Genomic DNA, 15,050 nt, shown 5'->3' on the forward strand with positions numbered 1-15,050 from the left:
TGCTCCTTACTTCGGCCGCTTGGCGCCGTATTTCGAACGGCGCTGCTTACGATCCTTGACGCCCTGGGTATCGAGCACACCACGGATGATGTGGTAGCGCACACCCGGCAAGTCCTTCACGCGGCCGCCGCGGATCATCACCACCGAGTGTTCCTGAAGGTTGTGACCTTCACCCGGGATGTAGCCAATGACTTCGAAGCCGTTGGTCAGGCGGATCTTGGCCACCTTACGCAGAGCCGAGTTCGGCTTCTTCGGCGTCGTCGTGTAAACGCGGGTGCAGACACCACGCTTCTGGGGGCAGGCCTCCATGGCCGGCACCTTGTTCCGCTTCGGCGGATCTTTCCGCGGCTTGCGGATCAACTGGTTGATGGTCGGCATTCTTTGCCCTTTACCTTGTCCATCCAAAAATCTGTATGCAACTGCAGTCCTCCGCTGACCTTGCATGCCAATAAACATACAAAATCGCGCCCGCACGCTCCTGGGAGCGGCCGGCGCTGCGAAAAACCAGAGGACCACGAGTTGCCCCGCGGTCATGCAATCGACGCGTATTCGCCTATCTATACCCGGCAGCGTTTAAGAGGATTGGGTCCTGCGCCTTGGATCAGCGCTGGACGGTTCACTCTTACCGCCTGCCCTTGGGATGCGCGGAACCTACTCATATGCACCCTTTGCGTCAAGTGCTTTGTAGAAAAAACCGCAAGTGCGTGTTCGGCATTGTCTGGAAGTCAATTTTAGACATGAAATCAGTAAGCTGGCATAATTTAGTACGCATTCGGAACGCCTTTTGAGCAATTTTCTTTCGTGTCCGTCAAAACCTCAGTTTCGAATGCGGGAATCAGTGGTGGTTTTCAGCTAGATCCTGGCGGACCCGAAACACACTTCAACATGCCCCAACGCTGCCGACTCGTTGATTTTGTGCTGTTTTCGCCGACAGTCGGTGCAAACCAAAAAACCAAACCGGCGCTCTGCATTTCCAGGCACCCAGTTATGCAAAATCGGAAGGAGTGCCGGCGGTCCCGGTTAATGATCGGCATATCGCGAAACGGTGTCAGCCGGTGAAAGTCACAATCGCAACATTTCCGGCAAGCGCGTCCTGATATGCCCCCTCATGGAGCGGATCGTCAGGTTCGCCATCCATCACGCCGATCTGATCAAGCTCGGCTTCCGCAAAGCCCTGTCCCTGCAGGGCTTCAAGTGTTCTGCGCACCGCGTCATCGTCGTCAGGTGCCGTCAGCAGCGCATGGATCGTAATGGCGTCCTCAGGAAGTGCGTCTTCACTTTCCCAGACACGGCCGATGACGATATAGACGACAGGATCAAGGTCGACTTCGTTGTCGTTCATTGTTCAACCCTCACAAAGAGCACATACAGAAAAGCCGCCCGGAGGCGGCCTTTCGTTCGTTATAGATAAGGCCGGTTATTCGGCCGCGCCGGTCATGTCTTCCAGAAGACCTTCGGCTGCGCTTTCCGAAGACTGCTGCCGCTGCGCTTCCTGGATCAGGTCATCACGATGCGAGGCAATCTTGCGAATGCGCTTCATGACGCCGCCGGTACCGGCCGGGATCAAGCGGCCGACAATGACGTTTTCCTTCAGGCCGACAAGCGGATCGGTCTTGCCGTTGACCGCTGCATCGGTAAGGACGCGGGTCGTTTCCTGGAAGGAAGCTGCCGAGAAGAAGGACCGCGTCTGCAGCGACGCCTTGGTGATGCCAAGGAGAACAGGAACGCCTTTCGCGGGATCCCGTGCATTGTCGATTGCTTTTTCGTTCGCTTCCTCGAAGTCGATCTTGTCGATCTGTTCGCCCGAAAAGAACTCGGTATCGCCCGGATCGGTGATTTCGACTTTCTGCAGCATCTGACGGACAATCACTTCAATGTGCTTGTCGTTGATGGTCACACCCTGCAGACGGTAGACTTCCTGGATCTCGTTGACGAGGTAAGCAGCAAGTGCCTCCACGCCCTTGACGGCCAGAATGTCATGCGGCGCCGGGTTACCGTCGAGAATGTACTCACCCTTTTCAATCGCATCGCCTTCCTGAAGGTGGAAGTGCTTGCCTTTCGGGATGAGGTACTCGACGGGCTCTGCGCCATCCTCTGCCGGATCGATGATGATGCGGCGCTTGTTCTTGTAGTCGCGGCCGAAACGGATCGTGCCATCGATTTCCGCGATGATTGCATGATCCTTCGGACGGCGAGCCTCGAACAGTTCCGCAACGCGTGGCAGACCACCGGTGATGTCCTTGGTCTTGGCGCTTTCCAGCGGGATACGTGCCAGAACGTCACCAGCTTTGACCGTAGAGCCAGGCTGAACGGACAGGATCGCGTCAACCGAAAGTATCAAGCGGGCATCGGATCCGCGTGAGTTTTTCGAAATCGTACCCTTGTCGTCCTTGATGACGATCGCCGGCTTGAGATCGGCGCCACGTTGCGAGGACCGCCAGTCGATGACGATACGCTTCGTGATGCCGGTCGCCTCGTCGGCGGTTTCCTGAACGGACGCACCATCAACCAGGTCCTCAAAGTCCACGACACCGTCGACTTCTGCGAGCATCGGACGGGTGTAAGGATCCCATTCGGCAATCCTCTGACCGCGCTTGACGGAGTCACCTTCGTCGACATGCAGTTTCGAACCATAGGCAACGCGATGGACGGCGCGCTCGTTGCCATCGCTGTCGATGACGACGATGGACATGTTGCGCACCATCGCAATGAGATTGCCATCTGAATCGCGCTGGACGGACCGGTTGCGGATCTTGATCGTGCCGTCGACATTGGACTCGATGAACGAGCTGTCGACAACCTGTGCCGTGCCACCAATGTGGAACGTGCGCATGGTCAGCTGCGTACCGGGTTCACCAATGGACTGCGCGGCAATGACGCCAACAGCCTCACCAAGGTTCACCGGGGTACCGCGTGCAAGGTCGCGGCCGTAGCAGGTCGCACACACACCGGTTTCGGTTTCACAAGTCAGAACCGAACGGATTTTGACCTGCTGCACTTTTGCAGCCTCGATCGCCTCAACATCCTTCTCGTCGATGAGCTTGCCTTTGGGGACAAGAACTTCACCGGTCTGGTTGTTGACGACGTCTTCTGCGGTCGTGCGGCCAAGAACGCGCATTCCGAGCGAAGCGATGACGTTACCCGCATCAACGATCGGAGCGACGGTAATGCCGCGCTCAGAACCACAATCATTCTCAAGAATGATGGAATCCTGGGCAACATCCACCAGGCGGCGTGTCAGGTAACCAGAGTTCGCCGTCTTCAAGGCGGTGTCGGCAAGACCCTTACGGGCACCGTGCGTGGAGTTGAAGTACTCCAGAACGGACAGGCCTTCCTTAAAGTTAGAGATGATCGGGTTCTCGATGATGGAGCCGTCCGGCTTGGCCATCAGGCCGCGCATACCGGCAAGCTGTTTCATCTGCTGGGGCGAACCACGGGCACCGGAGTGCGACATCATATAAACCGAGTTCATCGGCTTCTGACGCCCTGTTTCCTCGTCGACCTGGACCGCCTTGATGCGGGCCATCATCTCGTCAGCAATCTTGTCGGTACATTTCGCCCAGGCGTCGACAACCTTGTTGTACTTTTCGCCCTGGGTGATCAGACCGTCATTGTATTGCTGTTCGTATTCGGTCGCGAGCGACGCGGTTTCGGCAACCAGGTTCTGCTTGGTATCCGGAATAACCATGTCGTCCATGCCGAAGGAAATTCCTGCGTTACAGGCATTCTTGAAGCCGAGTTCCATGATCCGGTCACAGAAGATGACCGTCTCCTTCTGACCACAAGCACGGTAAACCGTGTCGATCATCTTGGAGATGTCCTTCTTGGTCATCAGCTTGTTGCAGACCTCGTAAGGAACTTCATGGTGCTTCGGCAGAAGCTCGGCAATCAGCATGCGGCCCGGGGTCGTGTCAATGATTTCGGACGTTGGATTGCCGTCCGCATCAATAGACTTGTAACGGCCCTTGATCTTGGTGTGCAGCGTGATGACGTTGTTGGCCAGCGCGTGGTGAATCTCGCCGATATCGCCAAAGGCCATACCTTCGCCCGGCTCACCTTCCGCAATGATCGAAAGGTAGTATAGGCCGAGAACAATATCCTGCGAGGGAACGATGATCGGGCCACCGTTTGCCGGGTGCAGAATGTTGTTCGTGGACATCATCAGTGTCCGCGCTTCCAGCTGGGCTTCCAGCGACAGCGGCACGTGAACCGCCATCTGGTCACCGTCGAAGTCGGCGTTGAACGCCGAACAGACGAGCGGGTGCAGCTGGATCGCCTTGCCTTCGATCAGGGTCGGCTCAAACGCCTGGATACCGAGACGGTGCAGTGTCGGCGCGCGGTTCAAAAGAACCGGGTGCTCACGGATCACTTCGTCGAGGATATCCCAGACCTCCGGACGCTCCTTTTCCACCAGCTTCTTCGCCTGCTTGACGGTCGAGGAGAAGCCCTTGGCGTCGAGGCGCGAATAGATGAAGGGCTTGAACAGCTCAAGCGCCATCTTCTTCGGCAATCCGCACTGATGCAGTTTCAATTCCGGTCCGACGGTGATCACGGAACGGCCGGAATAGTCAACCCGCTTGCCGAGTAGGTTCTGGCGGAACCGGCCCTGCTTGCCTTTCAGCATGTCGGACAGAGACTTCAGCGGACGCTTGTTGGCACCCGTGATGACGCGGCCGCGGCGGCCATTGTCGAACAACGCATCGACGGACTCCTGCAGCATGCGCTTTTCGTTCCGGATGATGATATCCGGTGCGCGCAGTTCCATCAGACGACGCAGACGGTTGTTCCGGTTGATCACCCGGCGATAAAGATCGTTCAGATCCGACGTTGCAAACCGGCCACCGTCGAGCGGAACCAGCGGACGCAGATCCGGCGGGATCACCGGTACAACGGTCATGATCATCCATTCCGGGCGGTTACCCGATTCCATGAATGCTTCGATGACCTTCAGACGCTTGGCCAGCTTTTTCGGCTTCAGCTCTGTCGTTGCTTCGGCAATCTCCTGGCGCAGCTTTTCGCTTTCCCGCTCCAGATCCATGCTCATCAGGATCTCACGGATTGCTTCCGCGCCAATCATCGCTGTGAAGGCATCTTCGCCATACTCGTCCTGAGCAGCAACAAAATCTTCCTCGGAGAGAAGCTGGTGCTGTTTGAGCGGGGTCAGGCCCGGCTCCAGAACAACGTAGTTCTCGAAGTAAAGTACGCGTTCCAGATCCTTCAGCGTCATGTCGAGCAGGAGGCCGATCCGGCTCGGGAGTGACTTCAGAAACCAGATATGGGCAACCGGAGCGGCGAGCTCGATGTGGCCCATACGCTCGCGACGAACGCGCGAAAGGGTGACTTCCACACCGCACTTTTCGCAGATAACACCCTTGTACTTCATGCGCTTGTATTTGCCGCAAAGACACTCATAGTCCTTGATCGGCCCAAAAATACGCGCACAGAACAAACCGTCACGCTCAGGCTTGAACGTACGGTAGTTGATGGTCTCCGGCTTTTTGATTTCGCCGAAAGACCAGGACAGGATCTTTTCCGGGCTCGCAAGCGAAATCCGGATATTGTCGAAGGTCTGTGTGGGAGCCTGCTGGTTAAACAGGTTCATGACCTCATGATTCATGGTCCGTCTCCTTCGATGCTCGGCCGGGGAGCGGGTCTTATCACCCTTCCCCGTAACCGGCACGCCAAGTCATTTGGGTCCGTTGCCAGGGTTACTCTGCAGCGTCCGCAGTTTCTTCCTCGGCAATCATGGGTGCGTCAGTACGTTGAAGTTCAACGTTGAGACCCAGCGACCGCATTTCCTTCACAAGCACGTTGAAGCTTTCCGGGATGCCCGCCTCGAACGTGTCGTCGCCGCGGACAATGGCCTCGTAGACCTTCGTACGGCCGGCAACGTCGTCCGACTTGACTGTAAGCATTTCCTGCAGCGTGTAGGCTGCACCGTAGGCTTCAAGCGCCCAGACCTCCATTTCCCCGAAGCGCTGGCCACCGAACTGCGCCTTACCACCCAGCGGCTGCTGCGTGACAAGCGAGTACGGACCGATCGAACGGGCATGGATCTTGTCGTCGACAAGGTGGTGCAGCTTCAACATATAGATGTAGCCGACAGTCACCTTACGATCGAACTCTTCACCGGTACGACCGTCATAGAGAACGGACTGGCCGCTCGGGTCATAGCCGGCAATGTTCAGCGCTTCGACAACATCGGGTTCACGGGCTCCATCGAAGACGGGGGTCGCGATGGACACGCCTTTCTTCAACTGGTCCGCCAGGCGAACGACACTTTCGTCATCGTATTCCTGGACGTTGTCACCCTTCATGTTGTCGCCGTAGATCTCGACGATCTTGCCGCGAAGTTCATCCAGCTGACCGGAGCGCTTGTACTCTTCGTACATTTCGCCGATCCGGTTGCCCATGCCGCGGCAGGCCCATCCGAGGTGCGTTTCAAGGATCTGGCCGACATTCATGCGGGACGGCACGCCAAGCGGGTTCAACACGATGTCGACATGGGTTCCGTCTTCCAGGAACGGCATGTCTTCACACGGGTTGATCTTGGAGACCACGCCTTTGTTGCCGTGACGGCCCGCCATCTTGTCGCCCGGCTGTAGCTTGCGCTTCACGGCAACGAAGACCTTGACCATCTTCATGACGCCGGGAGGCAGCTCGTCGCCGCGCTGCAGTTTCTCGACCTTGTCGATGAACCGCTGCTCAAGGCGCTTGCGGCTGTCGTCATACTGTCCGCGCAGGGCTTCAATCTCGGACATGAACTTCTCGTCGTCAGTGGCAAACTGCCACCATTGCGACCGCGGGAAGTCATTGAGAATGTCGCCTGTCAGGACACCGCTGCGGAAACCTTTCGGACCTGCAACAGCGTTCTTGTCCATCAGCATCTCGGCCAGGCGGCCGTAGACGTTACGGTCCAGGATCGCCTGTTCGTCGTCACGGTCCTTCGCTAGACGCTCGATCTCTTCACGCTCGATCGCCATCGCACGTTCGTCTTTTTCAACGCCGTGACGGTTGAAGACGCGCACTTCGACGACGGTTCCCGAAACACCTGGTGGCAGGCGCAGGGATGTGTCGCGAACGTCGGAAGCCTTCTCACCGAAGATGGCGCGCAGAAGCTTTTCTTCCGGCGTCATCGGGCTTTCGCCCTTCGGCGTGATCTTGCCGACGAGAATATCACCCGGGTTCAGCTCGGCACCGATATAGACGATGCCAGCCTCATCGAGATTCTTGAGCGCTTCTTCGGAAACGTTCGGAATATCGCGGGTGATTTCTTCCGGACCAAGCTTGGTATCACGCGCCATGACTTCAAACTCCTCCAGGTGAATGGAGGTGAAGACATCGTCGGATACGATCCGCTCTGACAAGAGGATGGAATCTTCGAAGTTGTAGCCGTTCCAGGGCATGAACGCGACAAGCACGTTCCGGCCGAGTGCCAGATCACCAAGGTCGGTGGACGGGCCGTCGGCGATGATATCGCTCTTGTGGACCCGGTCCCCTACCCGCACCAGCGGACGCTGGTTGATACAGGTGTTCTGGTTGGAACGCTGGAACTTCTGCAGGCGGTAGATGTCGACACCGGACTTGCCCGGATCGAGATCTTCCGTCGCCCGGATAACGATACGGGTCGCATCCACCTGGTCGACCACGCCGGCACGGCGCGCACCGATGGCGGCACCGGAATCGCGCGCAACGATCGGCTCCATTCCGGTTCCGACAAACGGTGCTTCAGCGCGTACCAGCGGTACGGCCTGACGCTGCATGTTCGAACCCATGAGAGCGCGGTTGGCGTCGTCGTTCTCCAGGAACGGGATGAGCGCGGCCGCAACAGACACAAGCTGTTTCGGCGACACGTCCATCAGGTCGACCCTGTCAGACGGAACCATCATGTTCTCACCGGCGTGACGGCAGGTGATCAGCTCGGTGGTGAACCGGCCATCGGCATCATATTCGGCGTTGGACTGAGCCACGTAGTGTTTGGCTTCTTCCATCGCGGACAGATAGACGACCTCGTTGGTCACAACACCGTCGGTCACCTTGCGGTACGGGCTTTCGATGAAGCCATACTTGTTCACGCGGGCAAAAGTTGCGAGCGAGTTGATCAGACCGATGTTCGGACCTTCAGGGGTCTCGATCGGACAGATGCGGCCATAATGGGTCGGGTGCACGTCGCGCACTTCGAAACCGGCACGCTCACGTGTCAGACCACCTGGCCCAAGCGCCGAAAGACGCCTTTTATGAGTGACTTCCGACAGCGGGTTCGTCTGATCCATGAACTGTGACAGCTGCGAGGAACCGAAGAACTCGCGAACGGCCGCAGCAGCCGGCTTGGCGTTGATCAGGTCCTGCGGCATAACAGTGTCGATCTCAACGGAGCTCATACGCTCCTTGATCGCACGTTCCATGCGCAGCAATCCGACGCGATACTGATTTTCCATCAGCTCGCCCACGGACCGGACGCGGCGGTTGCCGAGATTGTCGATGTCGTCGATATCGCCTTTACCGTCACGCAGTTCCAGAAGAACGCGGATGACTTCCAGGATGTCTTCCTTGCGCAGCGTGCGGACGGTGTCTTCGCACTGCAGATCAAGGCGCATGTTCATCTTGACGCGACCAACCGCAGAAAGGTCGTAGCGCTCGTCGTCGAAGAACAGCGACTGGAACATGGCTTCCGCCGTGTCGATCGTGGGCGGCTCACCCGGGCGCATCACACGGTAGATGTCGAAAAGCGCATCCTCGCGGGATTCGTTCTTGTCGACCGACAGCGTGTTGCGGATGTAAGGACCGGTGTTCACGTGGTCGATATCGAGCATCGGCAGCTCGTGATAATCGCGCTCGACCAGTTCTTCCAGCAGCTTGCCGGTGATCTCGTCACCAGCTTCAGCAAAGATTTCGCCTGACTGCATATCGACGATATCTTCGGCAAGATACTGGCCGTGCAGGTCTTCGTCCGTCACTTTCAGAGCAGTGATGCCCTTCTCGCCAAGCTGGCGGATCGTGCGGGCCGTAATCTTGCGACCGCCTTCGACAACGACTTCACCGCTGTCCGCATCGATCAGATCGTAGGATGCCTTCGTGCCTTTCAGCCGCGCACCGTCAAACGGCATGCGCCAGGACCCGTCGGCCTGACGGGTGTAGTCGATGCGATTGTAGAAGGTGTTGAGGACTTCCTCACCGTCAAGACCAAGCGCCATCAGCAGCGACGTCACGGGGATCTTGCGCCGCCGGTCGATACGCGCATGCACGATGTCCTTGGCGTCGAATTCGATGTCAAGCCAGGAACCGCGGTAAGGAATGACGCGCGCGGCAAACAGCAGTTTGCCCGAAGAATGAGTCTTGCCCTTGTCGTGGTCGAAGAACACACCGGGAGAGCGGTGCATTTGGGAGACGATCACGCGCTCGGTTCCGTTGACGATAAACGTGCCGTTGTCCGTCATGAACGGCATGTCGCCCATGTAAACGTCTTGTTCCTTGATGTCCTTGACCGACTTGGCACCGGTATCTTCGTCGACATCAAAAACGATCAGGCGCAGGGTGACCTTCAGCGGCGCTGCGAACGTCATGTCACGCTGGCGGCACTCATCCACATCGTATTTGGGAGCTTCAAATTCGTACGAAACAAATTCCAGCAGGGACGTGCCTGCAAAATCGGAAATCGGGAAAACGGATTGGAAGACCGCTTCAAGGCCTTCATTCTTGCGGCCACCGCCCGGCATCTCGTCGACCTGCAGGAATTGGTCGTAGGATGCTTTTTGTACCTCGATGAGATTAGGCATTGCCGCGACATCGCGGATCGATCCGAAATATTTACGGACCTTTTTGCGACCGTTGAACGTTTGGGTCATTGTCGCTCCTTTTATCGGCCGGGTAACGGCTTCCCGAAACGCCCCTTGTCCAATCGGGCTGCCCTGCCCGGGCGCTTCGGAAAACCGTCCCCCAAGATCAACCTGCTGCGGAAAGGTTGACCGGGTTATGGGGCACAGGGCACCTGATTTGCATCTTTGCGAACCAGCTTGCCCTAGTGGTGCGTTTGCCCCGGAAACGGGTCAGACCCGCCGGGGCAACAAACGGTCCCGGAAACCGGGACCGTTCAAAAGGCAAAAGCCTTTATTACTTCAGCTCGACAGAAGCGCCTGCTTCTTCCAGCTTCTTCTTCAGCTCTTCAGCTTCGTCCTTAGCGACGCCTTCCTTGACAGCCTTCGGAGCGGACTCAACGAGTTCCTTGGCTTCCTTCAGGCCGAGACCGGTGATCGCACGGACTTCCTTGATGACGTTGATTTTCTTGTCGCCGGCAGAAGCCAGAACAACGTCAAATTCAGTTTTCTCTTCAGCAGCAGCAGCTTCGCCGCCGGCAGCACCGCCAGCAGCAGCAACTGCAACAGGAGCAGCAGCAGAAACGCCCCACTTTTCTTCCAGAAGCTTGCTCAGTTCAGCAGCTTCCATCACGGTCAGTGCGGACAGTTCTTCTACGAGCTTTTCAAGATCAGCCATTTTCTTAGTACCTTAAGTTCGAACCAGTGTTGGTTTCTCTAGACAGTGTTCTGGACGCCTTACGCGGCCTCGTCCTTCGTGGCATACGCATTGAAGACGCGGGCGAGCTGCCCGGCCGGTGCGTTGACAACCTGGGCAATCCGGGATGCTGGGGTCTGAATCATGCCAACCAGTTTCGCGCGCAGCTCATCGAGCGACGGCATGGTTGCCAGAGACTTGACGCCTTCCGGGTTCAGGTTGGTCGTTCCAAGAGCACCACCAAGGATTTCCAACTTTTCGTTGGCCTTGGCGAAGTCGACGGCTGCTTTCGGTGCGGCTACCGGATCCTCGGAATAAACGAGAACGGTAGGGCCCTGAAACAGGTCGGAGATGTGCTCAAGGTCGGTGCCTTTAAGGGCGAGTTTCACGAGGCGGTTTTTTGCGACTTTCACAGATCCGCCGGCTTCGCGTACAGACGCCCGCAACGCGGTCATCTGTGCAACCGAAAGACCTGCATAGTGCGCGACGACAACGACGCCGGTACCTGCCAGCTCTTCGTTAAGAGACGTCACGAACTCGTGCTTTTCCGCTCTTTCCACTTGCCTTCTCCATTTGGTGGCGTTGCCGCCACCGGTTTACCTTTGCCGCCTCGCAGTGGTCCCGAACCCGGAACCGCTTTCAAAGCGGCGCTCAGGGTCCTGTCCCCTCACCTGCGCGGCGCGCGCGCGGCAAGGTCTGGTTCGAACGTCAGTCGCCGCTCACGCGGAAAATTCGGTTCTCACCCATCTATGCAGGCCTCATTGGCTTAAGCCGGTCTCCCGGCACCTGCAGTCTCGGACAGGGCAACCCGGCAGAAAACCGCCGGGTCTATTCGGCCAGAAGGCCGAAATCTTTTTCAATCCGGCGAACCGGATTACTCGCCGGCAACGCTGGCGAGATCGATCTTTACACCCGGGCCCATCGTGGAAGACACCGCGATACGCTTCAGGTAGGAGCCTTTGGCGCCTGACGGTTTTGCCTTCTGAACCGCGTCCACCAGAGCTTTTACATTCTGCGTGATCGCTTCTTCGGAGAAGGACACCTTGCCAACGCCTGCATGCACGATGCCGGCTTTCTCGACACGGAACTGAACCGCCCCGCCCTTGGCGTCATTGACAGCTGCCGTAACATCCGGGGTCACGGTGCCAACCTTCGGGTTCGGCATCAGGCCGCGCGGGCCGAGCACTTTACCCAGACGGCCGACCAGCGGCATCATGTCCGGAGTGGCAATGCAGCGGTCAAAGTCGATCTTGCCGCCCTGCACTTCCTGAACCAGTTCTTCCGCGCCGACAATATCGGCACCGGCCGCTTTTGCTTCGTCAGCCTTGTCGCCACGGGCAAACACAGCCACGCGAACGTTTTTACCCGTACCGTTCGGCAGAACGCAGACGCCGCGGACCATCTGATCAGCGTGACGCGGGTCGACGCCAAGATTGATCGCAACCTCGACTGTCTCGTCGAACTTGGTCTTGGAGCGCTCTTTCACAAGGCCGACAGCCTCGTCGAGAGAGTAGAGCTTGTTGCGATCGATGCCTTCGCGCGCAGTACTGATACGCTTTCCAACCTTCGCCATGATCTTACCCCTTAACCTCAAGGCCCATGGAGCGGGCGGAACCTTCGACCATCAGCATCGCTGCTTCGACGTCGTTGGCGTTCAGGTCTTTCATTTTCGCTTCGGCAATTTCCTTCACCTGGTCCTTGGTGACGGAGCCGACGGTGCCGCGACCCGGGGTCTGGGACCCTTTCTGCAACTTGGCAGCCTTCTTGAGGAAGAAGCTGACCGGCGCCGTCTTCACTTCGAACGTGAACGACTTGTCGGAGTAATATGTAATAACCGTCGGGCACGGAGCGCCCTTTTCAACATCCTGGGTCTGGGCGTTGAACGCTTTACAGAATTCCATGATGTTCAGACCACGCTGACCAAGCGCCGGCCCGATGGGCGGGGACGGAGTCGCGGAGCCTGCCGGCACCTGAAGCTTCAGGAGACCTTCAACTTTTTTCGCCATAACTCTCTCCAATCATTCGCAGCTGGACGGCGATCCAGCTGACTGGGAGCTGGTGGTCCGGTCCCTGTTGCGGCATCCGGCGAAGAATGCCTGAACCTTCCACCCGTAATCCCGGCCGTTGACCAGATCGGTCGCCTGCCGGGCACTTGAAACCGTCCTTCAGGACGGCAGCCAGTCAGAGTTTGTCAACCTGACCGAATTCCAATTCCACCGGTGTTGCACGCCCGAAAATGGACACAGCCACCTTGAGACGCGCGCGCTCGTCGTCGACTTCTTCGACCAGGCCGGAGAAGGACGCAAACGGGCCATCGGACACACGCACCTGCTCGCCGACTTCGAAGCTGACGGACGGCTTCGGCCTGTCGACGCCTTCCTGCACCTGGTTGATAATGCGCAGTGCTTCTTTTTCCGGGATCGGCATCGGCTTCTGATCCGCGCCCAGGAACCCGGTTACCTTCGGCGTGTCCTTGATCAGGTGGAAAGCCTCGTTGGTCATATCCATTTTCACCAGGACGTAGCCCGGGAAAAACTTGCGCTCTGCGTCAACCTTACGGCCGCGGCGCACCTCAACGACCTTTTCCATCGGAACGAGGATTTCCTCAAACAGATCGGTCAAACCCTTCTGTTCAGCCTTCTCGCGGATAGAATCGGCGACCTTCTTCTCAAAATTGGAATAGGCGTGCACAATGTACCAGCGCTTGGCCATGGTTCTCAGTTCCGTTTCTTGTTCTTGTCTACAAACCGGACGGTCGGTCTTACTCAGCCGCCGACACCCAGAAGATATCCGATCCCAAGGCTCATCAGCTGATCGGCCACGAGGAAGAAAATCGAAGCAATCAGGACCATGACAAACACCATCGCGGTGGTCACGGCCGTTTCCTTGCGCGTCGGCCACGTCACCTTCGACGTTTCAGCGCGCACTTCCTGGATGAATTTAAAGGGATTGGTCTTTGCCATTCCGATTCCGGTCTGTTAAATACGAGTGGGCGCGCGGAAAAACTCCGCGCGCCTCACTCGAGGAAACTGTTTAAGCCCTCGAGGCGAATTAATCAAGAGCAATTTGGCAGGGGCAGCAGGGTTCGAACCCGCGACCTACGGTTTTGGAGACCGTCGCTCTACCAACTGAGCTATACCCCTTCACAGAGCCGTCAAGACGACTTTGCTCCTGATACCCTCTGAAGCCACGCATCGCAAGACTTAAGAGGAGCTGTTGCCGGGTACAAGACCCGGCAACCTGAATTCATCTTATTCGATGATGGATGCGACGACGCCGGCGCCGACGGTACGGCCACCTTCGCGGATCGCGAAGCGCAGGCCTTCTTCCATGGCGATCGGCACGATCAGCTCAACGTCAACCGACACGTTGTCGCCCGGCATCACCATTTCCGTGCCTTCCGGCAGAGAAACAACACCCGTAACGTCCGTCGTGCGGAAGTAGAACTGCGGACGGTAGTTGGTGAAGAACGGCGTATGACGGCCACCTTCTTCCTTCGTCAGGATGTAGGCTTCTGCCTTGAACTTCGTGTGCGGGGTCACAGAACCCGGCTTGCAAAGAACCTGGCCACGCTCAACGTCCTCACGGCCAATACCGCGGATCAGCGCACCGATGTTGTCGCCCGCTTCACCGCTGTCCAGCAGCTTGCGGAACATTTCAACGCCGGTAACCGTCGTCTTCTGGGTGTCCTTGATGCCGACGATCTCGACTTCCTCACCCACATTGATCACACCGCGCTCAACACGGCCGGTCACAACAGTACCGCGGCCGGAGATCGAGAACACGTCTTCGATCGGCATCAGGAACGGCTGATCCTTCGGACGCTCCGGCGTCGGGATGTAGTCGTCAACCTGCGCCATCAGCTCACGGATCGCATCACGGCCGATTTCAGGATCGCGGTTCTCAACAGCTGCAAGAGCCGAACCCTTGACGATCGGAATGTCGTCGCCCGGGAACTCGTAGGAAGACAGCAGCTCACGGATTTCCATTTCGACGAGCTCAAGAAGCTCTTCGTCGTCGACCTGGTCAACCTTGTTCATGAAAACAACAAGAGCCGGAACGCCAACCTGGCGCGCAAGCAGGATGTGCTCGCGGGTCTGTGGCATCGGGCCGTCTGCAGAAGAGCAGACCAGGATCGCGCCGTCCATCTGCGCCGCACCCGTGATCATGTTCTTCACGTAGTCGGCGTGGCCAGGGCAGTCAACGTGAGCGTAGTGACGGTTCTCCGTCTCATACTCAACGTGCGCCGTGGAGATGGTGATGCCGCGGGCCTTTTCTTCAGGCGCGCCGTCGATCTCGTCGTAGGCTTTCGCTTCTGCGCCGCCAGCTTCTGCCAGCGTCATCGTGATTGCAGCGGTCAGCGTCGTCTTGCCATGGTCAACGTGGCCAATCGTGCCAATGTTAACGTGCGGCTTGTTGCGCTCAAATTTTTCCTTCGCCATCGGCGTCGCTCTCTGTCCAATACTCGGTTCGGTCTAATAAGGCTCGAGGCGGGATACGCTCCGGCGCCTTGGACAGATCCGCGAGCGACGAATTGCTTC

The 15,050-nt window shown here is 57.8% G+C and carries 11 protein-coding genes and 1 tRNA gene; all 12 read right to left on the bottom strand.

The window, feature by feature from the left end; translation table 11 throughout:
- Positions 1-6 precede the first annotated feature (6 nt).
- The gene (rpsL, locus tag ABVF61_RS01435; protein ID WP_006936459.1) at positions 7-378 is read right to left on the bottom strand and encodes a 30S ribosomal protein S12; all 372 of its coding nucleotides are present in this window, start codon (positions 376-378) and stop codon (positions 7-9) included.
- A gap of 670 nt (positions 379-1,048) precedes the next feature.
- Entirely contained in the window at positions 1,049-1,342 is a 294-nt protein-coding gene (locus tag ABVF61_RS01440; RefSeq protein ID WP_353991754.1) for a regulator, read from the bottom strand.
- Positions 1,343-1,417: 75 nt separating this feature from the next.
- Positions 1,418-5,617 (bottom strand): DNA-directed RNA polymerase subunit beta', encoded by a 4,200-nt coding sequence (gene rpoC, locus ABVF61_RS01445; protein ID WP_353991755.1) that lies wholly within the window; start codon positions 5,615-5,617, stop codon positions 1,418-1,420.
- A 91-nt stretch (positions 5,618-5,708) separates the two neighbouring features.
- Entirely contained in the window at positions 5,709-9,845 is a 4,137-nt protein-coding gene (gene rpoB, locus ABVF61_RS01450; protein ID WP_353991756.1) for a DNA-directed RNA polymerase subunit beta, read from the bottom strand.
- 265 nt (positions 9,846-10,110) lie between these two features.
- Positions 10,111-10,491, bottom strand: coding sequence for a 50S ribosomal protein L7/L12 (rplL, locus tag ABVF61_RS01455; RefSeq protein WP_353991757.1), 381 nt, complete (start codon positions 10,489-10,491; stop codon positions 10,111-10,113).
- Between the two features lie 59 nt (positions 10,492-10,550).
- Positions 10,551-11,069: a 50S ribosomal protein L10 gene (gene rplJ / locus ABVF61_RS01460; protein WP_353991758.1), complete on the bottom strand. Its 519-nt coding sequence runs from the start codon at positions 11,067-11,069 to the stop codon at positions 10,551-10,553.
- A 314-nt stretch (positions 11,070-11,383) separates the two neighbouring features.
- Entirely contained in the window at positions 11,384-12,082 is a 699-nt protein-coding gene (gene rplA, locus ABVF61_RS01465; protein ID WP_353991759.1) for a 50S ribosomal protein L1, read from the bottom strand.
- A gap of 4 nt (positions 12,083-12,086) precedes the next feature.
- On the bottom strand, positions 12,087-12,515 hold the full coding sequence (gene rplK, locus ABVF61_RS01470; RefSeq protein WP_299481516.1) for a 50S ribosomal protein L11: 429 nt from the start codon (positions 12,513-12,515) through the stop codon (positions 12,087-12,089).
- A 175-nt stretch (positions 12,516-12,690) separates the two neighbouring features.
- Positions 12,691-13,221: a transcription termination/antitermination protein NusG gene (gene nusG, locus ABVF61_RS01475; protein WP_029060809.1), complete on the bottom strand. Its 531-nt coding sequence runs from the start codon at positions 13,219-13,221 to the stop codon at positions 12,691-12,693.
- 53 nt (positions 13,222-13,274) lie between these two features.
- A complete protein-coding gene (gene secE, locus ABVF61_RS01480; RefSeq protein ID WP_299481507.1) occupies positions 13,275-13,472 on the bottom strand; it encodes a preprotein translocase subunit SecE in 198 nt (65 codons plus the stop codon).
- A gap of 104 nt (positions 13,473-13,576) precedes the next feature.
- Positions 13,577-13,652 (bottom strand) — tRNA-Trp (locus tag ABVF61_RS01485).
- A 108-nt stretch (positions 13,653-13,760) separates the two neighbouring features.
- Positions 13,761-14,951, bottom strand: coding sequence for an elongation factor Tu (tuf, locus tag ABVF61_RS01490; protein ID WP_353991752.1), 1,191 nt, complete (start codon positions 14,949-14,951; stop codon positions 13,761-13,763).
- Positions 14,952-15,050 lie beyond the last annotated feature (99 nt).

It is taken from the genome of Roseibium sp. HPY-6, from assembly GCF_040530035.1.
GTDB lineage: Bacteria > Pseudomonadota > Alphaproteobacteria > Rhizobiales > Stappiaceae > Roseibium.

Excerpts from the sequence above, each read along its gene's own strand:
- rpsL (WP_006936459.1), bottom strand. The coding sequence starts at position 378 with ATGCCGACCATCAACCAGTTGATCCGCAAGCCGCGGAAAGATCCGCCG.
- ABVF61_RS01440 (WP_353991754.1), bottom strand. The coding sequence starts at position 1,342 with ATGAACGACAACGAAGTCGACCTTGATCCTGTCGTCTATATCGTCATC.
- rpoC (WP_353991755.1), bottom strand. The coding sequence starts at position 5,617 with ATGAATCATGAGGTCATGAACCTGTTTAACCAGCAGGCTCCCACACAG.
- rpoB (WP_353991756.1), bottom strand. The coding sequence starts at position 9,845 with ATGACCCAAACGTTCAACGGTCGCAAAAAGGTCCGTAAATATTTCGGA.
- rplL (WP_353991757.1), bottom strand. The coding sequence starts at position 10,491 with ATGGCTGATCTTGAAAAGCTCGTAGAAGAACTGTCCGCACTGACCGTG.
- rplA (WP_353991759.1), bottom strand. The coding sequence starts at position 12,082 with ATGGCGAAGGTTGGAAAGCGTATCAGTACTGCGCGCGAAGGCATCGAT.
- rplK (WP_299481516.1), bottom strand. The coding sequence starts at position 12,515 with ATGGCGAAAAAAGTTGAAGGTCTCCTGAAGCTTCAGGTGCCGGCAGGC.
- nusG (WP_029060809.1), bottom strand. The coding sequence starts at position 13,221 with ATGGCCAAGCGCTGGTACATTGTGCACGCCTATTCCAATTTTGAGAAG.
- secE (WP_299481507.1), bottom strand. The coding sequence starts at position 13,472 with ATGGCAAAGACCAATCCCTTTAAATTCATCCAGGAAGTGCGCGCTGAA.
- tuf (WP_353991752.1), bottom strand. The coding sequence starts at position 14,951 with ATGGCGAAGGAAAAATTTGAGCGCAACAAGCCGCACGTTAACATTGGC.